The organism is Burkholderia sp. WP9, assembly GCF_900104795.1.
GTDB lineage: Bacteria > Pseudomonadota > Gammaproteobacteria > Burkholderiales > Burkholderiaceae > Paraburkholderia.
This window is the reverse complement of the sequence record NZ_FNTG01000005.1, coordinates 175,510-200,868: the sequence shown is the minus strand read 5'-3', so window position 1 is coordinate 200,868 and position 25,359 is coordinate 175,510. Positions and strand designations below refer to the sequence as shown.

At 60.6% G+C, this 25,359-nt stretch carries 23 protein-coding genes and 1 pseudogene; 18 read left to right on the top strand and 6 right to left on the bottom strand.

Annotated features, from left to right (window positions below; genetic code table 11):
* The first annotated feature begins 77 nt into the window (after positions 1-77).
* From BLW71_RS42890 to BLW71_RS40520, 3 genes are all read left to right on the top strand, one after another.
* Positions 78-1,226, top strand: a complete 1,149-nt coding sequence (locus BLW71_RS42890; protein WP_091810462.1) for a fumarylacetoacetate hydrolase family protein — start codon at positions 78-80, stop codon at positions 1,224-1,226.
* Positions 1,166-2,044: an MBL fold metallo-hydrolase gene (locus BLW71_RS40525; RefSeq protein WP_091810460.1), complete on the top strand. Its 879-nt coding sequence runs from the start codon at positions 1,166-1,168 to the stop codon at positions 2,042-2,044. The genes BLW71_RS42890 and BLW71_RS40525 overlap by 61 nt, the downstream gene beginning before the upstream one ends.
* A 172-nt stretch (positions 2,045-2,216) precedes the next feature.
* Entirely contained in the window at positions 2,217-2,525 is a 309-nt protein-coding gene (locus BLW71_RS40520; RefSeq protein ID WP_091810458.1) for a DUF1330 domain-containing protein, read from the top strand.
* A 713-nt stretch (positions 2,526-3,238) separates the two neighbouring features.
* Here BLW71_RS40520 and BLW71_RS40515 read toward each other — a convergent pair.
* A complete protein-coding gene (locus BLW71_RS40515) occupies positions 3,239-3,589 on the bottom strand; it encodes an acyl-CoA dehydrogenase family protein (protein WP_091810456.1) in 351 nt (116 codons plus the stop codon).
* Positions 3,590-4,002: 413 nt separating this feature from the next.
* Between BLW71_RS40515 and BLW71_RS40510 the strand changes: the two genes are divergently transcribed.
* From BLW71_RS40510 to BLW71_RS40460, 10 genes are all read left to right on the top strand, one after another.
* On the top strand, positions 4,003-4,965 hold the full coding sequence (locus tag BLW71_RS40510; protein WP_091810453.1) for a hydroxymethylglutaryl-CoA lyase: 963 nt from the start codon (positions 4,003-4,005) through the stop codon (positions 4,963-4,965).
* A 3-nt stretch (positions 4,966-4,968) separates the two neighbouring features.
* The gene (locus BLW71_RS40505; protein WP_091810450.1) at positions 4,969-6,321 is read left to right on the top strand and encodes an MmgE/PrpD family protein; all 1,353 of its coding nucleotides are present in this window, start codon (positions 4,969-4,971) and stop codon (positions 6,319-6,321) included.
* 100 nt (positions 6,322-6,421) lie between these two features.
* Entirely contained in the window at positions 6,422-6,985 is a 564-nt protein-coding gene (locus BLW71_RS40500; protein WP_091810448.1) for an FAS1-like dehydratase domain-containing protein, read from the top strand.
* 5 nt (positions 6,986-6,990) lie between these two features.
* Positions 6,991-7,545: a hotdog family protein gene (locus BLW71_RS40495; protein ID WP_177205252.1), complete on the top strand. Its 555-nt coding sequence runs from the start codon at positions 6,991-6,993 to the stop codon at positions 7,543-7,545.
* A 137-nt stretch (positions 7,546-7,682) separates the two neighbouring features.
* Positions 7,683-9,083 carry an MFS transporter gene (locus tag BLW71_RS40490; RefSeq protein WP_177205251.1) on the top strand — a complete coding sequence of 467 codons (1,401 nt, stop codon included), beginning with the start codon at positions 7,683-7,685 and terminating at the stop codon, positions 9,081-9,083.
* A gap of 23 nt (positions 9,084-9,106) precedes the next feature.
* Positions 9,107-9,856: an electron transfer flavoprotein subunit beta/FixA family protein gene (locus BLW71_RS40485; RefSeq protein ID WP_091810444.1), complete on the top strand. Its 750-nt coding sequence runs from the start codon at positions 9,107-9,109 to the stop codon at positions 9,854-9,856.
* A 31-nt stretch (positions 9,857-9,887) separates the two neighbouring features.
* Positions 9,888-10,832: an electron transfer flavoprotein subunit alpha/FixB family protein gene (locus BLW71_RS40480; RefSeq protein ID WP_091810483.1), complete on the top strand. Its 945-nt coding sequence runs from the start codon at positions 9,888-9,890 to the stop codon at positions 10,830-10,832.
* Between the two features lie 553 nt (positions 10,833-11,385).
* The gene (locus BLW71_RS40470; protein WP_091810442.1) at positions 11,386-12,942 is read left to right on the top strand and encodes a class I adenylate-forming enzyme family protein; all 1,557 of its coding nucleotides are present in this window, start codon (positions 11,386-11,388) and stop codon (positions 12,940-12,942) included.
* 39 nt (positions 12,943-12,981) lie between these two features.
* The gene (locus BLW71_RS40465) at positions 12,982-13,827 is read left to right on the top strand and encodes a fumarylacetoacetate hydrolase family protein (RefSeq protein WP_091810440.1); all 846 of its coding nucleotides are present in this window, start codon (positions 12,982-12,984) and stop codon (positions 13,825-13,827) included.
* A gap of 377 nt (positions 13,828-14,204) precedes the next feature.
* Positions 14,205-15,404, top strand: a complete 1,200-nt coding sequence (locus BLW71_RS40460; RefSeq protein ID WP_091810438.1) for a porin — start codon at positions 14,205-14,207, stop codon at positions 15,402-15,404.
* Here BLW71_RS40460 and BLW71_RS42885 read toward each other — a convergent pair.
* Both BLW71_RS42885 and BLW71_RS40450 read right to left on the bottom strand, forming a co-directional pair.
* Positions 15,334-15,744, bottom strand: coding sequence for a DUF2867 domain-containing protein (locus BLW71_RS42885; RefSeq protein WP_091810436.1), 411 nt, complete (start codon positions 15,742-15,744; stop codon positions 15,334-15,336). The genes BLW71_RS40460 and BLW71_RS42885 overlap by 71 nt on opposite strands.
* A gap of 138 nt (positions 15,745-15,882) precedes the next feature.
* A complete protein-coding gene (locus tag BLW71_RS40450; RefSeq protein ID WP_091810434.1) occupies positions 15,883-16,965 on the bottom strand; it encodes a Gfo/Idh/MocA family protein in 1,083 nt (360 codons plus the stop codon).
* A gap of 202 nt (positions 16,966-17,167) precedes the next feature.
* Between BLW71_RS40450 and BLW71_RS40445 the strand changes: the two genes are divergently transcribed.
* Positions 17,168-18,091 (top strand): LysR family transcriptional regulator, encoded by a 924-nt coding sequence (locus tag BLW71_RS40445; protein WP_091810432.1) that lies wholly within the window; start codon positions 17,168-17,170, stop codon positions 18,089-18,091.
* A 395-nt stretch (positions 18,092-18,486) separates the two neighbouring features.
* Here BLW71_RS40445 and BLW71_RS40440 read toward each other — a convergent pair whose 3' ends face one another.
* Entirely contained in the window at positions 18,487-19,662 is a 1,176-nt protein-coding gene (locus tag BLW71_RS40440; protein WP_091810430.1) for a tyrosine-type recombinase/integrase, read from the bottom strand.
* A gap of 170 nt (positions 19,663-19,832) precedes the next feature.
* On the opposite strand from BLW71_RS40440, the gene BLW71_RS40435 reads away from it, so the two are divergent.
* From BLW71_RS40435 to BLW71_RS40415, 4 genes are all read left to right on the top strand, one after another.
* Positions 19,833-20,867, top strand: coding sequence for a DNA-binding protein (locus BLW71_RS40435; RefSeq protein ID WP_091810428.1), 1,035 nt, complete (start codon positions 19,833-19,835; stop codon positions 20,865-20,867).
* A gap of 35 nt (positions 20,868-20,902) precedes the next feature.
* Positions 20,903-21,256, top strand: a complete 354-nt coding sequence (locus tag BLW71_RS40430; RefSeq protein ID WP_091810426.1) for a hypothetical protein — start codon at positions 20,903-20,905, stop codon at positions 21,254-21,256.
* Between the two features lie 72 nt (positions 21,257-21,328).
* Complete coding sequence (locus BLW71_RS40425; protein ID WP_091810425.1) at positions 21,329-21,775, top strand: SET domain-containing protein; 447 nt, start codon at positions 21,329-21,331, stop codon at positions 21,773-21,775.
* A 358-nt stretch (positions 21,776-22,133) separates the two neighbouring features.
* On the top strand, positions 22,134-23,204 hold the full coding sequence (locus tag BLW71_RS40415) for a PDDEXK nuclease domain-containing protein (protein WP_091810420.1): 1,071 nt from the start codon (positions 22,134-22,136) through the stop codon (positions 23,202-23,204).
* On the opposite strand, the gene BLW71_RS40410 is transcribed toward BLW71_RS40415, so the two are convergent.
* Positions 23,201-23,932 carry an IS6 family transposase gene (locus BLW71_RS40410; RefSeq protein WP_091810418.1) on the bottom strand — a complete coding sequence of 244 codons (732 nt, stop codon included), beginning with the start codon at positions 23,930-23,932 and terminating at the stop codon, positions 23,201-23,203. The genes BLW71_RS40415 and BLW71_RS40410 overlap by 4 nt on opposite strands.
* Positions 23,933-24,193: 261 nt before the next feature.
* Positions 24,194-25,349: pseudogene (locus BLW71_RS43090) on the bottom strand (IS110 family RNA-guided transposase).
* Between the last annotated feature and the right edge of the window lie 10 nt (positions 25,350-25,359).

Genomic DNA, 25,359 nt, shown 5'->3' with positions numbered 1-25,359 from the left:
TGGTTGATATTCTAGGTCAACGAAATGCAAATTCGCACAGCGAATAGTAGGTGTGAATCAGCCCCTGAGGAGAGTGCATGTGTTTTGCGGCATACCGGGAGAATGGGATCGGGAGTTCTGCGGCCGCCAGAGCCGAATCTTCCTTCCGTGTATGCGCCATCAGGAACGTTAGGTATGCCAGCTATCTGGGTCACCTATGCTCCGGAGACAATGAACGTGGGTTAGCAGCCGGCCGCGCCCTGCAGGAGGGCGAGGAAATTGACTTCGACCCGGTCGTGCCGTTGCGGGCGCCGCCCGGGATTTTCTGCATTGGTCTTGCTTACGCAGAACGCTGCCCCGAAAGGGCCTTCGCCGTGCCTGGTTATTCCGCCGCTTTCAGCCACACCGGCTTGAGTTTCGTCGGAGAGGGTGCGGCCGTCGTTCGGGCTCGCGTCCCCCAGCGATTGGAATTCGAAGGTGAGTTCTCAGCATTCATCGGATGCGGCGATCGCGAAATCGGAAAGGTGCGGCCGCGCGAGCAAGTCATCGCTTATTCCCTTTTTAGCGACCCATCGATTCGAGACTGCCAACCCGAGCCTCAACAGTGGACGGTCGGCAAGGACGCCGACCACACCGGCGCCCTCGGGGCCTTTCCTGTCGCTGCTGAAGAGATACCGCGTGGCCGCCGAGGATTGCGGCCGCAGATCCCGCCAAACCGCAACGTGGAGCGGAGCGCCGCGACCCATGGCCGGGTCGTCGGCATCGCTATCCCTGCGTCGATGCTCAGCGAAGCGGTCGCGCTGAAGCCGGGTGACATCATTGTCGCCCGCACTCCCGCAGGCGTCGGACCGGCGCATAGACCGCCGACGCGGGTGAAACGCCGAATGTTGCCTGCGCACAAGCGAACCATCCGGCGAAACGGGCAGGACGGGTCACGCGATTGTGCAACGTTAAGTCCGCGTTGGTGCGCCGCGCCCAGCCAGCAAACGACCTGGCGTCCGTCGCAAGCTATGGCCCGCGAGCACATCGGGCTCGATAACGCGGTGCCTGACTCCGCCCTCCTAAGGCAACTGGCTGGAAAAGCAGGCGCAACCGCATTTCCCCAGATGCCATTCGAACCGGCAAGGGGCGACAGTCTCCCTGGCCAATGCTTTCCACCCATCACTTACAGCGTGAGGAATATGCAATGTTCCGTCTTCCGTCCGAGCAAATCCCGGGTGTCTACCATCGCCGGGTTGGCGACCTGACAGTGACTGCCGTCTGTGACGGCTACCTGTACCCCCCTGTCGATATTGTGCAGGGGATCAGCGAGGCCGAGACTGTCCAGATGATGGTCGCTGGGCAAGGTTATCCAACCATTCGGGCTTCTATTAACGTATTTGCCATCCGCTCAGAAGATCGGACTGTGCTAGTGGATGCCGGATGTGGCAGCACGTTGGGAACGACCTGCGGCAGGCTATGCGACAACCTCGCCAAAGCCGGTATTGCGTTGGATAGTGTGCATGCTGTCCTGCTCACTCATATCCATCCCGACCACTCCAACGGTCTGACGACCGCCGACGGCGAAGCGGTTTTCGCGAACGCCGAGGTGATCGTCCATGAAGCAGAAATCGCCTATTGGCTCGACGACGCCGTCATGGCCCTGGCAGACGAGCGTGCGCGCTCGCGCTATTTTGCCGCCGCGCGCTTTTGCCTGGCACCCTATCGTGACCGCATCCGCACGTTCACTGCGGGCGAGGTGCTACCGGGCATCGTCGGCTTGCCCAGTCATGGCCATACCCCGGGCCATGTCGCCTATCGCATCTCTTCGGCTGGAGAGGACATGCTGTTCTGGGGCGACACAGTGCACGTGCCGGAATTGCAGGTGCCGCGGCCGGACATTACTGTGCGGTACGACGTCGATCAGGCCCGGGCGGCATTTTCACGCCAGGCCATTTTCGACATCTTGCTGCGTGACAACCTGGTGGTGGCCGGGGCGCATCTGCATTTCCCAGGCTTCGCCCGACTGTCCCGCACAGACGGTTCGTACCGCCTCCTCCCGGAGCCCTGGGCCCACACGCTCTGATCCGGTCTCATGTGGTCTGCGACGGTTGCAGGACGTGCAGCCATGTCGACGCGAGGTCGCAGCGAGCTGGGTAGGCCGGCGGTTGACGGCAGACCTGAACCAAAGTTCGCGGCCGAGCCTGCCTTTGCGTCGGTCCCTGCGATCCGATTTTCAATCCATGCAAGTGAGGTAGATGATGAAGTGCTATCTGGTTGCGAACGTTATCGTCACCGACCCGGGGCGGTTCGCCGAATACCGCGAAAAGGTGCCGGCGGTCATTGCACAGTACAACGGGCAATATGTGGTTCGTGCCGGTGCGGTGCATCCCCTGGCGGGCGAGCTCGCCCTCCAGCGTATGATCATGCTCGAGTTTGCCTCCATGGATGCGGCGCGGCGGTTCTATGAAAGCAAAGAGTACGCGCCGCTGCTGAGGCTGCGGAAGGAAACGACACAGTCGCAGGTCGCCTTCGTCGAGGCCTTGGGCACGGAATACCTCAACTAGGGAGGGGCGAGCGCGCGGCCTCCGTCTAGCGTGAGCCCTGCTGACGGATGGCCTTTCGGTAACAGTTTTGGGATGGGACGGGGAGCCTCCCGTCCGGCGTCGGGGCGCGAATCGGCCGCGGCCGGCCTATGCCTACCGTTGGCCACCTGGCCCTGATAGCAACCAAAGAGAGCACCAGGCAAGTCCCTTGCATTTGACAGTGCTGGGGCCGCGTCCCCCAACATGGCGATCGCCCCCAAAAGCGAGCCAGCCATCGACAGCATCGACGTCTTCGGCAGCCCATCCCTATGTGAACCGATCCATGAACGCATTGCGGCACCACCCTTCTTACGGGGTGGCATCGCCACCAGGGCGACCGGGCAGATGCCGCTGCTCGCCTGATCCTCGGCGTGTCTGGCGCGATGCGTCGCAGCCGTGATCGAAGAAACGGGTGCGTTCGCCGCTGCAGGCGGAAAATGAAGACCGAAAACCGGCCACCGATGCGGCTTGAAATCGCAAGCTCGCCTGACCCCGCCCGCTAACCGATGTCTCTGCTCAGATCAGGCAGATGGCGATGCCCTCGTGCTTCGGCACGGCGGGTCAGGTCGCGCCCTCAAATAGATGTGCGTGGGCCAATGCGCGTTTGGCGTAAATCTTGCCCGTTGATGACGTAGCCCTCCGCGGTCGGTATGGCCCGGCCATGCAGGCTGGTGACACCCGTCCCCGCATGAGGCTCAGAAAATCCGGGCATAACCAGACGTCGCGGTTGACCAGTCTGGGGACGAAGCATTGCCTCTGCTCGTCTGTCCCCGCCGCAAGAATGGCGGGGCGCCGCTAACCCCCAAATCGATGCTGACGCCGGCGCGTATGAATTCCTCCTCCGCAATGAACTTCGAGAGCTGGCCGCCATACTCCTTCGGATAGGCGCTGCCGAGCCAGCCACACTCGCCGATCTGCCAATAGAGCTCCCTCGTCAGCGGTCCGGTCTTTCTCGCCGGGCGCAGCACGTCGTGCTCGCAAGCCACTTCAATCTTGTCTTCGATCAGTACATCCGGCGCGAGGTCGCGCAATGAACAGGGAAACATTGAGTTTGCGTCGTTTCCCGCTCGTGGCTAAGCGAAATCCGACGGTTGCTTGGCTCGGCGCCGGAAGCTGGCAATATTCGCGGTGCGAATTATCAATTCTTTAGTGGAGATGCTACGAGCTTCATCTGTCGTCGTCAAACGATTTCACCATAGTGCAAACCCTGTTCGTGCTGACGAAAATGGCGCGCTACCTGGTGCTTTCCCGCGATCCCTTGACCTCTTTGCAAACAGGCTGCTATTCTGAAAGTGCGAAATGACGATTCGCACAGCGAATAGTAAGAATCGTAGGCCGGGATGGGCCGGTTCAAACAAACCACGCCGCAATCTCCAGCCGCGTCAGCGACGATAGGTGGTTCTACTAAGCTTTGACCGGGCCAGCCCGGATGGCCGCATTCACGGATAAAGGAAAGACAATGCCCGATTTGCCTAAAAGAGTTCAGATCAACGAGGAAGGCCCTCGCGAAGGTTTCCAGATCGAGAAGGGCACGATCCCCACCGATCGGAAGGTCGAATTGATCGACGCCTTGTCAGAGACAGGACTTAGCGAGATCCAGACGGTGTCCTTCGTGAATCCTGCCCGCGTGCCGGGCTGGGCCGACGCCGAGGAAGTGGTCAAGCGCTTTCATGCAAAGCCGGGCATCCGCTACACAGGGCTGTGGCTTAACGAAAAGGGCTTGATGCGAGCGATCGCGACCGAAAAGCTGTTCATGAAGGGGTTGATATCGCTAACTGCGTCGGAGAAATTTCTGCAGCGCAATCAGCAACGCACGCTCACGGAAAATCTCGACGAGCAGCGCCACATGATCACTGTCTTCAAGCAGCACAACATTCCGGTTGAACGCGGCAGCATCATGGCGGCATTCGGGTGCAACTTCCAGGGCGACATTCCGGTTGGAACTATCGTCGAGATGGTGGCCCAGATCATTGATCTCGGTAAGCAGACTGGCGTCGAAATCAAGGTGGTATCGCTTGCCGACACGATGGCCTGGGCGACGCCACAGAGCATCTACAGGGTGGTCGGAGCGGTCCGCGAGCGATTCCCTGATCTGCGGCTTTCGCTGCATCTGCACGATACACGCGGTATGGGCATCGCCAACGCTTTCGCTGGACTGCAGATGGGCGTGGACTCTTTCGACAGCACTGTCGCAGGCCTGGGCGGTTGTCCTTTCGCGGCGCATGCCGGCGGGGCAGGCAATGTGTGTACCGAAGATCTGGTCTTTATGCTGAATGAAATGGGCATTGAGACGGGCATCGATCTGGACAAACTGCTTGAAGTCGGACGGCTTGCGGAAGATATCGTCGGGCACCCATTGCCGGGAACTGTAAAGACTGGCGGCAGCCTGAAAGTGTTGCGCGATCGTCTACGGGCGGCCTGAGCCATGACCCAGTCACTTACGAAGAAAATCGGCGCATTCGTGGCCGCCCTTGACTTCGCGGCGATACCGGAAAAGGCCACGCAGACCGCGCGGGCGGGCTTTGTCGACTGCATTGGCGTCATGATCGCCGGTCGCGAATCCGACGCGCCGCGTATCCTGCAGCGCGTACTGGCACCCGGACGGGGCGCGGCGACGCTGGGTTTTACGCAGTCGCAGGTGAGCGCACCTGAGGCGGCATGGATCAACGGGACCGCCGCGCATGCGCTAGATTTCGACGATATGGCGGTGCGTGGCCACCCCAGCACAGTGCTCGTGCCCGCTATCCTCGCCGAGGCCGAACACCTGGACGCGAGCGGCGCCAGCATGCTGACAGCGTATGTGGCCGGCTACGAGACATGGGCCGAACTGGCGCTTCGCGAAAAAGACTCGGTGCATTCGAAGGGCTGGCATCCTACCGGCATCTGGGGCGCAGTAGCGGCGGCAGCGGCGTGTTCCTCGTTGCGACGGCTGAGCGCCGAAAGCACGAGCGTCGCGCTCGCGCTCGGCGCGTCGCAAAGCGCCGGGCTTCTTGCCAATTTCGGCACCATGACCAAACCGTTTCACGCGGGGCGCTCGGCTCATGCAGGCGTCGTCGCGGCCCGGCTTGCCGAGGCGGGGTTCACTGCATCAACCGACGCGCTCGAGCATCCGCAGGGCCTGTTGTGCGCAGTCTCTCAGCACGGCAACACGGACCGCGAGGCGGCGCCTGATACGGGCACGCGCTGGCACATCGTGCGCGAAGGCCTGAACATCAAGCAGTATCCGCTTTGCTACTGCACGCATCGGTGCATCGACGGTCTTCTCGCGCTCGTCAGAGAGAGCGGATGCACAGCGCAGGATGTCGAAAGCATTACCGCTGTCATCAGCGATCGCTACGCGACGATCCTGCGCAATCATCGGCCAAAGACCGGACTTGAGGCCAAGTTCAGCATGGAGTTTGCGATGGCCGCCACGCTGACAGCGGGGCGCGTAGGGCTCGGTGAACTGACCGACGACTTCGTCAACCGCGCCGACGTCCAGTCGCTCATGCGGCGTGTGCGGATCGAGACGGGCAGCGAGTACGACAGCAGCAACCCCGACGGTGCGCCCTACGACCAGGTCCGCGTGCAGCTGAAAAACGGCAGGGTGTTGGAGGGTTCGCAGGTTCGCCGGGCGCGAGGCCATGCCGACTTGCCGTTCTCCAACGACGACCTCTACGAAAAGTTCGAACTGTGTCTCGATTCGGTGGGTGCGAAGACCGATGCGGCGTTGCTCTTCGACAGATTGATGTCCCTCGAAACCATCTCGGCGCGACAACTCACGAGCGTGCGCTCATGAAGCTCGCGAGTCACAGCAATCGCGCGAGCAGGAGTGCGCGCATATCGACTAACAGCCGGGCGGCGCATGGCGGGCCCGAGCCGACGCAAGGTGAAAGCCAATGAGTGAACCAGAAACCTATCTCACGGCCGAAGTCCGTTCGTATATCGGCATGGAGACGCAACCGGTGCCTGCGTTTGATCCGGTGGAACGGGGCGCGGTACGACGTTTCGCGCAGGCCATCATGGATGCCGATCCTGTCTTCATGGACGCGGACGCGCAACCGCGATACTGCGGTCCTGTTGCGCCGCCCCTGTTTCCGTTGACCCAGCACCGTTTGCCGTTTGGCGTCCCCGATGTCGTATCGCAGCATGCCTCGGATCCCGACTACGACGGCACGCGAAACGAGATTGCGCTGGCGCGAACGTCCGATGCCGACGCCAGGCCCACTTCGCTCCCGCCGCTGCCGCTCGACTCACTGGCGTTGCTCAATGGCGGATCGGAAATCGAACTGTATCGCTACATGCGACACGGAGAGACGCTGTATTCGACGAGTCGCTACGCCGACATCTTCGAGCGGCGAACCTCGAAGGGATTGATGGTTTTCGTCGTGACGACTACGGACTACCTCGACGAACAAAGCAACCTCGTGGCGCGTGTCAAGCTGACCACGATCCGGAGATGACATATATGAACTCGTCCGCTTTTCTCGCCGAGACACGCATCGAGCCGCGCTATTTCGACGACGTCCGAATTGCCGAGCGTCTTCCGGAATTAACGAAAGGCCCGCTTACAACTACCCACCTGATTCGCTGGTCCTCCGCCATCGAGAACTGGCACAAGATCCACTATGACAGAACCTTCACTCAGGAGCACGACAGGCTGCCCGATCTGCTCGTGAACGGCTCGCTCAAACAGAACTTCCTCGTGCAGATTGTCAAGGAGTGGGCGACCCACCACGGCTGGCCGTGGAAGGTGAACTTCCAGTTTCGCGCCATGGACGTGGTGGGCAGCACGTTAGTCGTCTGGGGCGAAGTAACTGGCCTGTTAAAGCTGGAGCGTTACGGGCTGGTGGAAGTGAAACTTGGCATCCGCAACCAGGACGGCCAGGAATCTACGCCAGGCTCGGCGACCATCGCGCTGCCATACCGCGGCGGTCCAGCCGTCCCCTATCCCTTCGTGGCGCCTTCGAATGAAGAGATCACCGCTGCAAGGACAGTCGAAGAGACTCAGGCAACCGGTTAGTCGGACCGGGCGATTCCGAATCTGGTCGCGCGAATGCAGTAACCGGCGCGCGCACCGTGATGCATCGATGTCAGTCACGCCGGCGATTGTCCGATGCCTTGAGCAAGGCACATATCTACAATGAGATGGAGGAGCGCGTGAACGACATAAACCAGAGATTGGACCGTCTGCCGATTGTCGGGTCCCACAAGTGGGTGATCGGCATTTTCATGTTCGCCTATTTCTTCGAGCTATCTGATCTCAGCACCTTCGCCTATGCCGCTCCCCAGCTCATCAAGAACTGGGGCATTCATCTGCACGCTATCGCGCTTATCACCTCGGCGAGCTTCGGGGGCATGTTTGTGGGCGCGCTGGTGGGCGGAGTGCTTGGCGACCGGTTTGGGCGCAAGACGGTGTTTGTCCTGTCCGTACTCGTCTACACCGTCGCTTCCTTCCTCAACGGGTTTGCCTGGGATATCTGGTCGCTTGCCGCGTTCCGACTGATAACCGGGCTGGGCTTGTCTGCAATGACTGTTGTCGCGAGCACTTATACCATCGAGTTTTTTCCGGCTCAGACGCGTGGGCGAATACTCTCCCTGATCATCGCATTCTCGCTTGTGGGTATCCCGATCACCGCATGGGTTGCCCGTGGACTTGTGACTACCGGCCCGGAGGGCTGGCGTTACATCTTCATCTGGGGCGCACTGGGCATACTGGTCGTGCCAGCAGCAATCGTGAAGTTAAACGAATCACCACGATGGCTTGAGCGCCGGGGCGAGACCGAGCGCGCGCAACGCATCGTGGCGCGATTGGAGACAGCCGCCATCGCACGTCATGGGGAGCTGCCGCCATTTCGGGCGGATCAGCAGCTCTACGTCCCGCCGAAGGTATCTCACGCACAGATCTTCGGCAGCGAGTATCGCCCAAGACTGATCGTCTTCATGCTGACCTCGATCTTTAGTACGCTGGGCTTTTACGGTTTCATTGCATGGGTGCCGTCCCTGCTGGTCGAGCACGGTTTCTCCGTGGTGAAATCCCTCAGCTACTCAAGCCTGATGGCGATCTGCAATCCGCTCGGCGCCCTGATCGCAATGACAATGATCGAAAAGGTAGAACGCAAATACATGATCGCGGGGGCCGCGCTGTTTATTGCGGTGCTGGTGTCGATGTACGGATGGACCACGAATCCTGTCCTGATCGTCGCCTTCGGGGCGGCCGTGATGATCGGGCTGCAAGCCATTACCGTCGCCTTCTGGACGTTTGAGTCCGAGAGCTTTCCGACCGACATCCGCTCCGGAGCCACCGGTCTCATCTACGGCGTCGGGCGCATGGCCAACATCATTGGTCCGTTCATTGTAAGTGGCCTCTACGGTGCGTTCGGCTACTACAGCGTGTTCATGTATATCGTGACCTGCTTTCTGATCGGGGGGGCGATCGTGGCGGTTTTTGGTCCGAAGTCGACCGGGCTCTCGCTGGAAAGCATCGGCGAAGCGCAGACAGGCGCCGCGTCGAAAGCCATGTTGGACATGAAGGCCGTCAAGACCCGTGGTTCCCTGTAAGCGTGATGAGATAAGGAGTGGATGTGAAGATCCTGGTGCCAGTCAAGAGAGTGGTCGACGCAAACGTGAAGGTCAGCGTGAAATCCGATCAATCGGGTGTCGAGCTCGCCAACGTGAAGATGTCGATGAATCCATTCGACGAAATCGCGGTTGAGGAAGCCGTTCGTCTGCGCGAAGCAGGCGTGGCAACCGAAGTGATCGCCGTGTCGGTCGGCGTGGCACAAGCGCAGGAAACGCTGCGCACGGCGCTCGCGATCGGCGCGGACCGCGCAATTCTCGTCGAGTCGAAAGACAGCCCGGAGCCACTTGCAGTCGCGAAGATCCTGAAGGCGTTGGTCGACAAGGAACAGCCTGGGTTGGTCATTCTGGGCAAGCAGGCCATCGACGACGATTCGAACCAGACCGGCCAGATGCTGGCTGCGCTGGCGAATCTGCCGCAAGCAACGTTCGCGTCGAAGGTTGTCGTCGCTGACGGCAAGGCTACGGTGTCGCGCGAAGTCGACGGCGGTGCGGAAACGCTGTCGCTGAGCCTGCCGGGTGTGATCACGACCGACCTGCGCCTGAACGAGCCGCGCTATGTGACGCTGCCGAACATCATGAAGGCGAAGAAGAAGCCGTTGGAAGTCATCAGGCCGGAAGACCTCGGCGTTGATGTGACACCACGCCTGAAGACGCTGAAGGTTGCCGAGCCGCCGAAGCGCTCAGCCGGTGTGAAGGTGCCGGACGTGAAAACGCTGGTCGAGAAGCTTAAGGCCGAAGCCAAGGTGCTTTAAGTAAAACGCGGGGACGGACGAAATGACGAATCTGGTGAATCTTGTAATAGCAGAACACGATAACGCATCGATCAAGGCCGCGACGCTGAACACGATTGCAGCCGCGCAAAAGATCGGTGGTGATATTCACGTGCTGGTGGCAGGTCACAACGCACAAGCGGCGGCTGATGCTGCAGCGAAGATCGCAGGCGTGAGCAAGGTGTTGCTGGCCGACGCGCCGCAACTCGAAGCGGGCATCGCAGAAAACATCGAAGCGACGGTGCTGAACATCGCGAAGGACTATTCGCACATCCTCACGCCGGCGACTGCTTATGGCAAGAACATCGCACCGCGTATCGCCGCGAAGCTGGACGTCGCGCAGATCAGCGACATCACGGCTGTAGACAGCGCTGACACGTTCGAGCGTCCGATCTACGCAGGCAATGCTATTGCAACGGTTCAGTCTCAGGATCCGATCAAGGTCATCACGGTCCGCACGACGGGTTTCGACCCGGTCGCAGCAGAAGGCGGCAGCGCAACGGTCGAGAAGATCGAAGCCGCAGCCGACACGGGTCTCTCGCAGTTCGTGAGCCGTGAAGTGACGAAGCTGGACCGTCCGGAACTGACCTCGGCGAAGATCATCGTCTCGGGTGGCCGCGGTCTGGGCAACGGCGAGAACTACACGAAGGTTCTGGAACCGCTGGCCGACAGGCTGAACGCGGCGCTGGGCGCCTCGCGCGCAGCCGTCGATGCGGGGTTCGTGCCGAACGACTATCAGGTCGGCCAGACCGGCAAGATCGTCGCGCCGCAACTGTACATCGCTGTCGGCATCTCGGGCGCGATCCAGCATCTGGCCGGCATGAAGGACTCGAAGGTGATCGTGGCGATCAACAAGGACCCGGAAGCGCCGATTTTCAGCGTCGCCGATTATGGTCTGGTGGGTGACCTGTTCGCCGTGGTCCCGGAGTTGGTCGCCGACTTGAACCACGCGGGTTGAGTGGCGAATGGTCGAAACGTCGGGGATGACAATGGCGTACGAGATGCAGCGAGCCAGACGTCAGGCAGCCGACGCTGCGAATGCAGAAGATGCTTCCAACTGGCGATGGTTTTCGGAACTCCTCGAGGAAAGGAGGATACGGTGGTGTTTCACTGGAACACGCTGGCTCGTCAGCGTTGACCACAAGCATGTGGCGACCGAACAATCCTTCGACAAAGCCATACGGGCCGCACGGGCGGCATGTGAGTAACAGTGAAAAACGCACCCCCCACAACGAAGCGTCGCGGTCCACCCAGCATGATTACGCACCAATTTCGGCGCCCGCCAATGTCGAGTTGAAGGAAGGCCGCCCATACGACATCACTGAAGATTTTTGCCTCTGGTTGATCAGGTGCCGTTTTGGCCGACCTCTGTCAGCACGCCGGTCCGGGGCAAAAGGGAAGGAGCGGGCGCGGCAAGACGTTCCACATCCGCCGGCGCATAAGCGGTGGCCGACATTCGACAGTCGGCCTTGCAGTACATATTTGTCACAGATGCCGCACCAGGAGCTTCCATGCACAACTCAGTTGGCGAATTTATCGCCCAGCAGGCCCGGCAACATCCCGAGAAGATTGCGGTGATTTTCGAGGAGCAGCGCTGGTCGTTCGCGGACCTGCATCAGCGTTCATCGGCGTTTGCGGGAAGTCTCAAAGGGCTTGGCATTGCCCGCGGTGACTGCGTATCGCTCTATTCTCATAACTGCCCGGAATGGATCATTGCGTATTACGCGGTGGTGAAACTTGGAGCCATCGTCAATCCACTGAATTCGATGCTTACCCCCGACGAAGCCGCTTATGCGATGAACGATTGCAACGCGCGGGCGGTGATAGGATCGTCGGACAGAATCGCGGCGATGGCAGGAGTTCTGCATAAGACGCCGCTGGAATGGCGCATTGGATTCGGCACTGGGCTACCAGATGGTGCGCTGGCGTTCGATGACTTGCTGACGGCTTCCCCATCTGATTCGGATCGCTTCCCCGACCGGTCGATCAGCCTCGACGACCCTTGCAGCATCGGCTATACATCGGGCACGACGGGGCATCCAAAGGGCGCGCTGCTCACCCATCGTGCGATCGTGATGAATACCGCCATGACAGCCGTCATGCACGTACGCACGGCGGCGGACGTCGTCGTCAGCGCACTGCCCTGCACGCATGTGTACGGCAACATCGTCATGCATACCATGATCGCTTACGGCGGAACCCTCGTTCTGCACCGCAGTTTCGATGTCGAAAAAGTGCTGCGAAGTATCGAAGCGCACCGGGCAACCCTGCTCGAAGGCGTGCCGACAATGTACATGTATCTGCTGGATTCGCCGTACCTCGGTAATTTCAATATCTCGACGCTCACGCGCGCGACCGTCGGCGGCCAAACCATGCCGGAAGCGAAGATGCGCGCCGTCGAGGAGGTGTTCGGCTGCCCGCTGCTTGAATTGTGGGGCATGACCGAGCTTGGCGGTCTGGGCGCCACTCATACGCTTTATGGTCCCCGGAAACACGGCTCGATTGGCGTGGCGTTGCCACATCTGCAAATTCGAATTGTCAATAACGACGATGGTGAAACGCAATTGCCTGTCGGGGAGGTAGGCGAATTGCAGCTTCGCGGCCCAGTAACCATGCAGGGATATGTTGGCAATCCGGAAGCTACAGCCGAGACGTTGCTCTCGGGTGGATGGCTGCGCTCGGGAGACCTGGGCCGGATGGATGACGACGGCTTCGTATTTATCGTCGACCGCTCGAAAGACCTGATCATCACCGGCGGGTTCAATATCTATCCGGCAGAACTGGAGCGGGTTATTGCCGAGCATCCGGGCGTCGCGATGGTCGCCGTAGGCCGGATCGCGGATGAAACCAAGGGCGAGCTGGCCAAAGCCTATGTAGTGCCACGAGCAGGAGTTGCACTAACTATCGACGAGCTGGATCGTCACTGTCGTGAACGGCTTGCGGCTTACAAAGTGCCGCGTCTGTACCAGATGGTCGATGATCTGCCCAAGACAAGTACCGGAAAAATTCTTAGGCGAGACCTGCACAAGTTAGATCCGCAATGCGTGCAGCGAACCTCGCAAACCTAGAGCCAGGCAATATTGAACTCAACACTTGAGGAGGATGACATGCGATTCGTGCAGTTTGAAGAAGGCGGCCAGCGCACGCTGGGTTTGGTGAAAGACGGCAAGGTGAAGGTGCTCGGTCCAGCATCGCTCGACGACCTGCTCGCAAGAAACGTCGATCTCGTATCGTATGCAGCCGGCGCTGACCTTAGCGGCGAGCGCGCTGTGGACGAGCTAAAGTTCCTGCCGCCGCTTACGCGCGCCGGCAAGATAATCTGCGTCGGCCTGAACTACAACGCCCACACGCAAGAAAGCAAGTTAGAACAGCCGGACTATCCCACGTTGTTCATGCGTGCGAACACCAGTCTGGTCGCGCACAATGAACCGATTGTGCACCCCCGTGCGTCGAGCGCGCTCGACTTCGAAGGTGAACTGGCGGTTGTGCTGAAAAGCGGTGGCCGGCACATCGAGAAGGCCGACGCGCTCTCGCATGTGGGGGGCTACGCGCTCTTCAATGACGGCTCCGTGCGCGACTATCAGTTCAAGACGCCACAGTGGACCATCGGCAAGAACTTCGACGGCACAGGCGCTTTCGGTCCCGAACTCGTGACTCCGGACGAAGTCCCGCACGGCGCGCGCGGTTTGCAACTGGAGACCCTCCTGAATGGTGAAGTCGTGCAATCGGCGTCCATCGACACGATGGTGTTCGATATCGAGACGCTGATCTCGACCATCAGCGAGGCGATCACACTCGAAGCCGGCGACATCATCGTGACGGGCACGCCATCGGGCGTTGGTTGGGCGCGCGAGCCGAAGCTGCTCATGAAGCCGGGCGATGTGTGCGAAGTAACCGTCGAGGGATTCATGCCGCTGCGTAATCCGATCGTAATGGAAGCAGTGCGCGGCTAGCCTTATGGAGCGCGATGAGAATGGCCGCCGCGAGGCGCCGGCCCACGGATCAGGGAGATCGGTTACCGGCGCCGCGCGGAATCCTCGGATGGGTGGACATTGGCAACGACGTGCGCAACTGCTCTGCCCCGTTAATCCAGCTGGTCGGTCGGCGACGAACCTGGCTTCCGTCGATAAAAGGCCGCGGCTATCAGCCACGCCCCCCCGTCGCGGGGCTCTGCGGCAATCTGGGATCGATCCACTTGTGCGCCTGGATTGTAGGTCGATGAACGGGCCTATGGCGGTGCGAATGTCCAGCGCGAGCTCTGAGAAGATCTGCCGCAGACGGTCTAGCCGATTGGCTTAGATAACAACCATGACCATGGAGATAAAAAAACATGAAAAAATCTGTCATTGTATTAGCACTACTTAGTATATCGACCCGCACTTTTGCTCAGAGTGCTGTCACGCTGTACGGGATCGTTGACGAAGGAGTGAATTACACTTCGAATGCAGGATGGCACAATCTTTACAATTTATCAAGCGGAGTGATGCAGGGTACTCGATGGGGATTGCGTGGGGTCGAGGATCTTGGAGGAGCGATGAAGGCGATATTCCTGTTAGAGAGTGGATTTGACGTGAATACTGGCTCGTTGGGTGTGAAAAATCGCGGGAGTACGCAAGGCCTGTTGTTCGGGAGGCAGGCGTACGTCGGTCTTTCGAACCAGTTCGGTACGTTGACCTTCGGTCGGCAATACGATTCCGTCGTTGACTATGTAGGTCAGTTTGAAGTGGCTGATCAGGGAGGAGGTTACATCGCAGCGCACCCTGGCGATCTCGACAACTTCAACAACACCTACCGAACGAACAATGCGATCAAATTTACCAGCGTCAAGTATGGCGGAATTTCGTTCGGCGGTGTTTATAGTCTGGGCGGCGTTGCTGGCGACGTGTCGCGCAATCAGGTCTGGTCGCTAGGTGCTGGTTACACTGCCGGTGCAGTCTCGGTCGGCGCCGGTTATCTAAATGTCAGGAACGCTAACGTAAGTTTCTTCGGAGACAACGGTGCCAGTACTGCCGTAACGCCCGCCGCAAATTTTATTTCGTCTCCAGTGGTAAGCGGGTTCGCTTCGGCACATACATACCAGGTGATTGCGGCGGGCGGTGCATTTACTGTCGGCTCAGCCACCATTGGCGCTACTTACTCTAACGTGCAGTTCAGAGGGCTTGGCGATGCCGGAACCTCCGGGCCAAATCCGCGAGGGTACTCCGGGAACGCGACGTTTAACAATGCCGAGCTCAACTTCAGGTATCAAATTACCCCAGCGTTACTTGTGGACACTGGAGTCAATTACACCAAGGGTAACGACGTGACCGTCCCTGGAGGCGTCAACGGGGGTGCTAAATACTACCAGGGTTCACTTGGGGTCGACTACTTCTTGTCGAAACGCACAGACGTCTACGTCATTGGCGTGTACCAAAAGGCCTCAGGTACGGATTCGACGGGTGCAACCGCTGTCGCGTCTATCAATGGGCTAACGCCTTCAACGAGTGACCGACAGGCTGCCGTTCGTATCGGGATCCGTCACAAGTTCTAGGCATCGCTGGGATGATCCAAGAGGAGGCGCCGGTGCGGTGACAACTCACAAAGTCGAGATGACTGTCATCGTCGCCAATCACCCGTTCGTCGGTGTCGAGAGAAACGATCGGGAAAAAACTGACATGCGCTGCGGACTTCGCACGCAGCTCGTTCGGTAGTCGGGTCGACGACTTGATCCCGAATGGTGTCACCAACGCATGCCGGCATGTTTGCAACACGCGAAACCACGGCGAAGGGGCACTGAGCGCCGCGCGTGCCACCACCAATTCAATGTCAAATGATGCGTCCGGCGGCAGTGTGATCGAAAACGCATCCGCGAGATGAGCGCTGTAACAAATATCGGCGACTCTGCCTCCCGGCGGTAGCGGGACGTAGCGGACGCCACCTTGTCATGCCCCATGGATCCAGTTGCGTTGACGGATTCCCCGGCCGGACGTTTCCGTGAGCGATGCTTCGATGCCGCAGCCGGAAATCTCTTACTTGAAGAAACTCCCGGAGGTTTGAGCGATCTGGTCAATGAGCCGATGCTGCCGAACAGCGTCCTTAAAGCTCGTGGCGTCGGCGGAGCCGGTTTCCTTATCGCGGGCATACGCGGCATAGAGGTACGCCACGTCCTGGGCGCTCGCATCGAGGTGCGAAACCGGCAGCGACGCATATGTGGCAGGGATAGGCAAAGCGACAAAGGTATCAGTGCCCTTATTCATGCCCGCAATAGCGTTGTCCTCGGTATTCTGGAAGCCACGTGCGTTGGTGATCCGCAGAGCACCTGCGGTACCAGTAACGTCGATCTGAAGCCCCGTACGATGCACTTGGGCGCCTTCAAGTTGAACGGAAAAAAGTCCCCCGCCTGACAACGTCCCAATCACCATGACTTCATTCGGACTTGTATACGCGATCTTTTCGCCGGTCTCTGCGATGGTGGTCACCGGGAATTGGTTTGTCATGACGGCCGTCAGCTTTGCGGGAAAGCCGACTCCGTGGAAAAGCATGTCCTGAAAATGACCGCCGTAAATCGAGAGCACGTCGGTGAAGTTGGCAGCGTCGAGAGCCCACTTTGCGAATTCCGGCATGACTTCACCGAAGGCGTCCACGCCGACCGACATGCGGACGGCTCTGATTTTCCCTACATACCCCTGTTGGACCAGATCACGCCAGTACCTGGAGCTTGGCGAGAACCTGCGCTGAAGTCCGACGACGTGCTTGACGCCCTTCGCCTCGGCCATGGCAAGGATCTTCTCGGACTCTGCTGTGGTGGTGGAGAGTGGCCACTCTGTGTAGACATCCTTGCCGGCGGCGATCGCCGCTTCGGTGAGGCGACCGTGCTCGGGGCTCGGAGCCAGGACCACGACGAGGTCGACACCCGGGTGAGCCACTAGCTCGTCGGCGTTATCGAACGCATGTTCGATGTTGAATTCGTCCGCATACTTTTGCACCTTTTCCTTGTTGCGGCCTGCCAGCGCAACGACCTTGAAGCTGTCCAGTGCCTGGAGTGCGGGAATATGTCCGTACCTCGCCCAGCCGCCGGAGCCGATGATTCCGACGCGAATTTTGCTTCCCATGGTGATTCCTTTTGCTGAATTCGTGAATGGATTGGATGCGTCGCGACCGCTCAATGAGCGAGTAAGTGCGCCAGCGAGTGGAACACTCCAGCAAATCGCTATGGGCGTCCATCCGGGCAATACTAGACCGATTGACTCATCTGATTAAGATAGACGACGATCATGGCATCAGTGACAATTTGTCCTGAATAGAGGTGATCGAATGGACAAGTTGAGTGGGCTGGAAGTGTTCGTGCAAACAGCTGAGAGGGAGAGTTTCGTGGCCGCAGGCCGCGCGTTAGGGATCTCGGCGTCCGCGGTGAGCAAGAGCATTTCCCGCCTTGAGGATCGTGTGGCCGTACGGCTGTTCCAGCGCAGTACGCGGTCGGTTCGGCTGACCTCGGAGGGTCGGGTCTTCCTGGAGCGGTGCCGCCGCATCATGGGAGAAGTCGAGGCGGCCGAAAACGAACTATCAGCGATGAACCAGCAGCCCCGGGGGCGCCTGAAAGTTGGGCTCCCGCTCGCAGCCGGACTTCCGCTGCCCGTGATCTCGGACTTCATGGAACGCTATCCGGAGATCGAGTTGGACCTCGACTTCACCGACCGCGTCGCGGACGTCATCCACGAGGGTCTGGATGTTGTCATTCGGGGCGGCGAGTTGAGCGACTCACGCCTGGTGTCGAAACGGCTGGGGACCTACCGGGTGTGCCTCGTGGCAACACCGGGCTATCTCGGCACACGGGGAACTCCGGCTAAACCGAGCGACCTGGTGAATCACGCTTGTCTCCACTATCGGTACCCGACATCTGGCAAGCTGGAGGAATGGCCCATGCGGCAGTCGCGCTCCGGGGGCACCGCTGTGGCGCTACCCATGACGATGGTCGCCAGCAGCTTGATCGCATTGCTTCACCTGGTGCAGGACGGCCGCGGTATCGCTTGCGTGCCTGACTTCGCCGTCAAGGATGCCTTGGCCAAGGGACGCCTTAAATCGGTGCTGGACCCGTACATGACCCGTTCGGTTATCTTTCACATCCTGTGGCCCAGCAGCAAGCGCATGACCCCAAAGGTGAGAGCGTTCGTAGACTTCGTAGTCGAAAGGTTTGGGGTGGAGCTCTTGACAAGTGCAGTGGGACTGAGGCGGGACTAATGCGTGCGTCTGGCGCATGCAATGATTGTTGCCAATACGCCGTCGGTGGCAGTTGACTTGTCAGTGCGCATGCGCGAGTCCTTTGCCCAGCAGGCGTGTCTGTCATTCAATGCCCTATGTCCCCGGCGAGTTGACAGTTCGAGTGGCGGACAGTTGACATCTTCAACGCGTTCTATGACTTTCGAAGGAACTTGCGCTTGAAAGCCGCAAAGGTGCACTGAGAGAGAAGTGAGCCCGACCTTTTCGGTCGTCTGAGACGGCACGTCGCGCCCTGCACGACGTCGGCAAGGCCTGCTATCAGCGTCACTGCTAACAATCGCCTGTGGCTTGGTCCGGTTCATGCGCAAGCTGCTGTTTCCGGTCGCGGCGACCTTCACGGACAGTAGTGGGGAGGGCTACCAGTCGATGCGATGCTTTTCCTCGGTTTCGCGGTGACGCTGTTCGTCGGGTGTGTGCAGATAGGGGTTGGTGCTCGTTAGCGATGCGTGACGCAGGTTGTCGCGCACGGTACGCAGATCGGCACCACCGTCGGCCATGTGCGAACCCGCGGTGTGGCGCAGCCAGTGGGCGGAGGCCTGTTCGAGCAGATCCGCCTGTCCCGCCCGGCCGTCGCCGCGCAGCCGGAGCCTTTCGGCCGCGCCGGCAAAAATCTCCTTGACGATGGTGTGCAGCGCCGCGCGCGTCAGCGGCTTCACGGATTTGCCCAGAGGCAGCACGAGTGGCGTGTCCTCGTGCCGCGAGGGCAGGGCGGACAGGCCGCGCTCGCGCCGGTAGCGCCCGAGTTCCACCATCATTTCGGCCGAGGCCGGCACCAGCCCTTCCTTGTCGCCCTTGCCCAGGACTTCCAGCCACCAGCGCTCGTGACCGTCCGCATCGCGTCGGCAGAAGAAGCATCCCATCGTGTTGCCGCCGACCTCCGAGATCCGGAGGCCGCCAAGATAGAACAGTGTAAACAGCCACCGTGCGCGCAGGTAGCGCTCGCGCTCGCGCGAGGTGTCCTTCGGCAGGCTGTCGATATGGGCCTTCACTTCCTGCCACAGCTCGCGGTCGAGATAGCGCGTGATCCGGGGCTTTGAACGGCGGGCGCGCTGGCGCGACAGCGACAGGGGATTGCCGGCCAGATAGCCGGCTTCGACGAGCCACGCGAACAGCGCGTTGATGATGACCATTGCCTGATATTGACTGCTCGGCCCGAGTGTCCCGTAGAACGGTCGCCAGCGCGGATCATGACGCGGGTATTTCCGCCCGCCGTCGGCGACCCAGCGAGCGTGCGGCTGCGGGTCCTGCAGGAATTGCCGGAACTGTTGCAGGTCTTCGTGCGTGAGCGACGACAGCGGTTTGCCCAGCTGCACGATCGCCCACAGCAGCAACCGCTCGGCTTCCTTGCGGTAGTTCTCGAACGTGGTCTTTTTGTCGGCGACCCGCGCAAGCCACGCACGTACTGCGGCGAGGTCGTCACGGGCAGTGATCTGCGCGTGACCGCGTGCGCGGTTGGTCCCGTCGCGGCCGTCGAGGTCAGCGGTCAGTTCCAGCGCGTCGAGCGGGCGGGGGGCGATGAGTGCGGTTTTCACAGGCAGTGGACCGATGGCAGGTGGGGTTCGGGGTGTCACGCGGTGGCTGTCGCATCACTGAGCATGAATCTCAACATTATAGGATTAATGTCAAAATTAAAGGAAGAGGGCATTAGGAATATTACGGTTTACGTAGTAATATACGAGGAAATTTCACGGTGAAAATCCTCATGAGCGATGTCCTGTCCCCCGACGCAGCGCTGGCCACCGAGATCGAGCGCCTCAAGGTGGCGTTTCCGAAGACGCGTGAGCTGTACCGCGAGGTCTGTGCGCTGATGTTCTTCAGGTTCGGCATCACGCCGACCGCGAACCGGCTCTACCAGCTGGTGAAGCGCGGCAGCATGGGCACACCGACGCAGGTGCTGGGCGAGTTCTGGACGGAACTGCGCGAGAAGAGCCGGGTACGCATCGAACATCCCGATCTGCCGGCCGATCTCGGTGCGGCCGCCGGGGAACTGGTTGCCACCCTCTGGTCGCGCGCCACCGCATCCGCCGAAGCTGCGCTCGACGCGCTGCGCGCCGAACTCGAGGCGCAGCGGATCGAGGCGCAGCAGTCGGTCGTTGCCGCCCGCGATGAGCTGGGACGCACCGAGAGCGCGCTCGAGCAGCGCACCGCCGCGCTGCTGGCCGCGCAGGATGAGATCCGCGAACTAGACAAGGCGCAGGCGGAAGGCCACGCGCAGCGGCAAGCGCTGGAGGCGGAGCTGGCGCGGATTAGGACGGCGCTGGCCGCGCGCGACCGCGAGCTGGCGGAGGTCAGGGAAGGGTTTTCGCGCGATCTGGAAAAACAGCGGGAAACTGCTGAGCGCGCGGAGAATCGGCTCCGCGCTTCTGAAAAGCGCGCGTTGCTCGAGATCGACCGCGAGCGCAGTACCGCAACGAAGCTGCAGAAGGAGCTCGACGAGGCCGCACGTCGCGCGGACCGGAAGGACGCCGACCACCGTCGTGCATTGGAAACCCTGCAGATGCAGCTGGGCGATGCACGTCATCAGGCGGGCGTGCTGCAGGGGCGGCTGGATGCCGTTCAGGCGGAAAATGTGCGGCTGCAGGCGGAGATGATGACGCTGCGGGAAGCGGAAACGCGTGCACGGGAAACGCGGGCGTCGTCGGCATCGGCTGGGGTCCGGACGGCACCACGGCCGACCCGTTCGTCCCGTGCCTTGCCGATTGCCAAACCAGCAACGCGTCGCAAGAAAACGGTATAAAGACAGGGTAATTCGCCACCAGGGAAATGGACTGCATGGCTGATCTCTACCTGCTCGCCGGACTGACGCTGCCGCAGGGTGTCGCGCATGAGTCCCTGCCCGGGGCCGTGACGCGCTTCATGTCGGATTGCTGGCACGGCATGAGTCGCACGCAGATGATCGCCCGCGCGAAACGTCGGGGGCTACGCCTGTCGTTCCGCGCAACGGCACGGTGTCGGTCCGGCGACACCGGCGTATTCGAATTGCGCTTTAACGATGGGGCAGTTGAATGCCTGATGCTGGCACGGCTGCAGCGGGTAGGAAGCAGGCGCGGTAAACGCCGGCAGACCGGCCGGAATGATGTTTCCCGGCCCCCGCCACGCGATCCCCGGCAGACCCGATTGTTCTGACGCGACCGTGCCGGTTGCCGCGCAGTGCGCTGCTCGCTATGCTCGCAGGCTTCAACGGATCAGGAGTCAGCAGTGCGGCGCGTGACGGTCAGGAAATCATCGGTGCATGGACGAGGTGTCTTCGCGCTGCGCGCGATTCCCGCCGGCCAGCGGATCCTCGAATATCGCGGCGAGGTGACCTCGTGGCGACGGGCCTCTGCCCGGTTCCGCCGCTCCGGCATGCCCGGCCATACGTTCATTTTCGGGCTGCATGACGGGCGCGTGATCGACGGCAGCGTCGGCGGCAACAGCGCGCGCTGGCTGAATCACTCCTGCCAGCCGAACTGCGAGGCGATCGAGGACGGGCGGGGGCGGGTTTTCATCGAGACACTCAGGGATGTGATACCGGGCGACGAGCTTTTTATCGCCTATGGACTCACGATCGATGAGGCGATTACTCCCGAATTGGCCGCCGACTTTGCTTGTCGCTGTGGGAAGAGGCGGTGCACCGGTTCGATGCTGGCCTCGGCAAGCGGTTAACATGCGCCGGCCCGTCGACCGCAGCCGGGCGCTGGTCGCACCGCCGGTCCTGCTACATATGCATCGGAGGGTGTTCCTGCTGGTGGCGGACCGTTGCGTGGCCGTCGTCCGGCGGCTGAGCGAGCTCTGCGCCTCGCTGCTGGCGATGGCTGGCGACGTACACCGGAAACGTGTCGTCGCAGTTGCGCAGGAAAGGGTCGGGAGGTTGGCGATGTCGGGCTAAGGCCCGGGACGATTTCGGGTCGATGGCGTGCCAACATGGATTTTCATCGATCGACCGAGTGCAGACAGCGCAACACGATGATAGCCAATGTCCATTTGAACTCGTTAACGCTGAAACTACCTGATGACAGTACCAATGACTGATATCGCAATAAGCAGCGCCGAATACAGCGGCATACACGGCGACATCGTGGCGCTTCTGGAACACGGTCGTCGTGCTGCGGCCCGAAGTGTCAACGCGCTGATGACGGCTACCTACTGGGAGATTGGTCGTCGTATTGTCGAATTCAGTCAGGGCGGGGAGGGACGTGCGGTCTACGGTCAGACCCTTTTAGAGCGGTTGTCGGCCGACCTGACTGCCCGCTTCGGGCGCGGGTTTGGGGTTGACAATCTGGAGTTGATGAGGATGTACTACCAGACCTACCCGCCAGCCGCGATTTCCGAATCACTGATTCGGAAATCTACGCCCGCAGGCCAGCCAGGAATTTCCGAACCGGCGATTCGGAAATTCGATTTTGACCAGCTCGGGAACACATTTCAGCTGTCCTGGACGCACTACATCCACCTCATGCGGCGAACCCGGTCAGTTGAAGAAAGAGCGTTTTACGAAGCCGAAGCACTTCGTGGCGGATGGAGCGTGCGACAACTGGATCGGCAGATCAGCAGCCAGTTTCACACGCGTGCGATGCTGTCGAAAAACAGGCCTGCCATGCTGCAGAAGTCAGGCAAGGCGCAACCGGGCGACCTTGTGACCGCAGAGGAGGCAATCAAGGATCCTTATGTCCTTGAGTTCCTGGATCTCAAGGACGAATATTCAGAAAATCAACTCGAGGAGGCATTGGTCCATCGCCTCGAAGACTTTCTTCTTGAGTTGGGTGGCGATTTTACGTTCGTCGGCCGCCAGCGCCGCCTTCGGATCGGTGAAAGCTGGTTTCGTGTAGATCTTCTGTTTTTTCATCGGCGTCTGCGATGCCTTGTTATCGTCGATCTCAAGCTCACCGAGCTCAATCACGCCGATGTGGGGCAGATGCACATGTACTGTAATTACTACGCACGTGAGCATTGGACGCTGCCGGGAGAGAACCCACCCGTTGGCCTGATCCTGTGTGCGCGGACGAACGCCGCGGTGGCGCGTTATGCATTGGAAGGGCGTTGTCACATTAAAGTGATCGCGGCGCAGAAGTGCGATGAATGGAGCTTTCCTTAGAGGCAGGACGGATTTTGGGTAAGCTCGGTGAAACGACGCCACGCGTCAAAATTTCGAGTGAGTTGTTTGCGGTAGAGAGACGCGCGGAGCAAATGTCGCTTGAGCGCAAAGTGCTGCCGGATCGGTCCGAAGTTCGCGAGAAACGCCTGGGTGCGCTTGGGGTCGCGAAACCCGCGAAAGCGCCTCTCACGTTCACGCGTAGGTTGATGGCTATTTTCGGCCCGATTGTTCACGCGGGCAGCAGCCTTGACGAACACGTGTTTGACATTTGCCAGCTCCGGGATACGGGACTTCGCGGCCGGATAACTGCGCAGCTGGTCGGTGACAATCTTGCGCGGCGTCGGGCACGAACGAAGCACGCGCCTGAAGAATCGTTCGGCTGCGGACGTGTCGCGCCGCTTCTGCAGCAGGATATCGAGTTCGGCGCCGTGCTCGTCAACGGCTCGCCACAGCACAGAAGGTTCACCGCGCAGCATCACGAACAACTCGTCGAGATGCCAGGTACTGCCCGGTTTGCGCCGGGCTGCCTTGACGCGATGCGCGAACCCTGTGCCGAATTTATCGCACCAGCGGCGCACGGATTCGTAACTCACCACGACGCCACGCTCGAACAGCAACTCTTCGATGTCGCGCAAGCTCAACTGAAATCGAAAGTACCAACGAACGGCACAACTGATCACCACCGCTGGGAAGCGATGCCCGTGATAGAGAGATTTCGTCTTTTTCATCTCCCAATTTTACGCGACCACCTCGGCAACGTGACAAAGCCCAGGTCAGGGTGTCTGTTGACCGGTCAGTGCCGGGTCGACCTTCTATCCGTGCCGGCCTGACAGGCCGGCCACCTCATGCCGCATGCGCGAAGCGCTGGAGCTACCCTGTTACCGACGCGCCTCATCTAGGGAAACGGCCACCCGCAATGGGTAGCCCGAGCGTGTTCCGTGCGCGTTGATCTTTACATGCTGTTGCTGCATCCGATGTCATTCAGTGATTCAGGCCGTCAAGGTGTTGACGTCGCGCGGTTTGAGTAACGCACCGGCGGGGATCTCGCCGTGCTCGAGATAACGACACAGGGCGATCGCCAGACGGCGTGCGAGCGCGACGCATACCGATGCGCCGCATCCGCTTGCCGGTACCGGCAAAGCGCTCGTTGAACCAGTGGCTGAGCTGGCTGCCGGGCTGCAGGCGCAACCAGCTCCAGGCGAGCTCGACCATCAGCCAGCGACATCGCCGTTGCCCGCCTTGCTGATACCGAGTTCAACCTCGCTGGTGCCGCTGGCATACGGCGTGGGCGTCAGCCCCAAACAGCCGGCCACTTCCCGGCGGTTGCGAAACTGCCGCCAGGCGAACGGTTCCCTGACGAGCGTCTACGCGCTGCCTGCACCGATGCCGGTAAGCTGTGCGAGCAACGCCATGCCGGGATGTCCGCCGCTGCGCACCTGCCGCTCCTGCGGCACTTCGAGCAGCCGGATCTGCTGGCGCACCAGCGCGAGCCGCTCACATTCGCGGTCAATCTCGGCGCGCAGACCGGGCGCCAGCAACTCGCGCTGTCGGGTCCACCAGTGCGTCCAGATGCGGCCGCCGACAGAGCGGACCCGAAGGTTGTGCAGTACCAGCAGGGAGCGGATCCGGTTGGTGTGCGCGGTCTGCTCTTTGCGCAGGCGCTCGAGCTCGCGGTGCAGGCGCCGGTCGTCCTCCTGCTCGGGCGTGGGAATGCGTGCCACCGCCCACACACGCCGCTCGCCCGCGTAATAGCGCATGAGCATCGACAGCAGCTTGTCGCTGTCAAGCCGGTCTGTCTTGGCGCGACGGGCACGGCGGTTCACCTTGATGCTGGCCGAATCCACCACGAGATTGACGATGCCCTGTTCAGCCAGCCAGCGGTGCAGCCAGAAACCGTCGCGGCCTGCTTCATAACAGCTGTAGACGAGTGCGTCGGCGCCGAGATGGCAACGCGCCCTGGCGTTTGTTGGCGATGGCAGTGAGAACCGCCGTGGCATCGCCCTCGCCGACCGTACAGCGGCTGGGCGCGCGCCGGCCATTACCTAGTGAGAGCTTCCAGTTCTTCTCGCCCAGTTCAAAAGCCATGTACAGGTACCCACCTGCCGTCGTATTCTGCCCACGGAGGGCTGTGTCAGGCTTAACCATTTGCGTGCTC

Excerpts from the sequence above, each read along its gene's own strand:
- BLW71_RS40465 (WP_091810440.1), top strand. The coding sequence starts at position 12,982 with ATGCGATTCGTGCAGTTTGAAGAAGGCGGCCAGCGCACGCTGGGTTTG.
- BLW71_RS40430 (WP_091810426.1), top strand. The coding sequence starts at position 20,903 with ATGGCTGATCTCTACCTGCTCGCCGGACTGACGCTGCCGCAGGGTGTC.
- BLW71_RS40525 (WP_091810460.1), top strand. The coding sequence starts at position 1,166 with ATGTTCCGTCTTCCGTCCGAGCAAATCCCGGGTGTCTACCATCGCCGG.
- BLW71_RS40500 (WP_091810448.1), top strand. The coding sequence starts at position 6,422 with ATGAGTGAACCAGAAACCTATCTCACGGCCGAAGTCCGTTCGTATATC.
- BLW71_RS40515 (WP_091810456.1), bottom strand. The coding sequence starts at position 3,589 with ATGTTTCCCTGTTCATTGCGCGACCTCGCGCCGGATGTACTGATCGAA.
- BLW71_RS40410 (WP_091810418.1), bottom strand. The coding sequence starts at position 23,932 with ATGAAAAAGACGAAATCTCTCTATCACGGGCATCGCTTCCCAGCGGTG.
- BLW71_RS40435 (WP_091810428.1), top strand. The coding sequence starts at position 19,833 with ATGAGCGATGTCCTGTCCCCCGACGCAGCGCTGGCCACCGAGATCGAG.
- BLW71_RS40470 (WP_091810442.1), top strand. The coding sequence starts at position 11,386 with ATGCACAACTCAGTTGGCGAATTTATCGCCCAGCAGGCCCGGCAACAT.
- BLW71_RS40450 (WP_091810434.1), bottom strand. The coding sequence starts at position 16,965 with ATGGGAAGCAAAATTCGCGTCGGAATCATCGGCTCCGGCGGCTGGGCG.
- BLW71_RS40510 (WP_091810453.1), top strand. The coding sequence starts at position 4,003 with ATGCCCGATTTGCCTAAAAGAGTTCAGATCAACGAGGAAGGCCCTCGC.
- BLW71_RS40415 (WP_091810420.1), top strand. The coding sequence starts at position 22,134 with ATGACTGATATCGCAATAAGCAGCGCCGAATACAGCGGCATACACGGC.
- BLW71_RS42890 (WP_091810462.1), top strand. The coding sequence starts at position 78 with ATGTGTTTTGCGGCATACCGGGAGAATGGGATCGGGAGTTCTGCGGCC.
- BLW71_RS40520 (WP_091810458.1), top strand. The coding sequence starts at position 2,217 with ATGATGAAGTGCTATCTGGTTGCGAACGTTATCGTCACCGACCCGGGG.
- BLW71_RS40460 (WP_091810438.1), top strand. The coding sequence starts at position 14,205 with ATGAAAAAATCTGTCATTGTATTAGCACTACTTAGTATATCGACCCGC.
- BLW71_RS40495 (WP_177205252.1), top strand. The coding sequence starts at position 6,991 with ATGAACTCGTCCGCTTTTCTCGCCGAGACACGCATCGAGCCGCGCTAT.
- BLW71_RS40505 (WP_091810450.1), top strand. The coding sequence starts at position 4,969 with ATGACCCAGTCACTTACGAAGAAAATCGGCGCATTCGTGGCCGCCCTT.
- BLW71_RS40445 (WP_091810432.1), top strand. The coding sequence starts at position 17,168 with ATGGACAAGTTGAGTGGGCTGGAAGTGTTCGTGCAAACAGCTGAGAGG.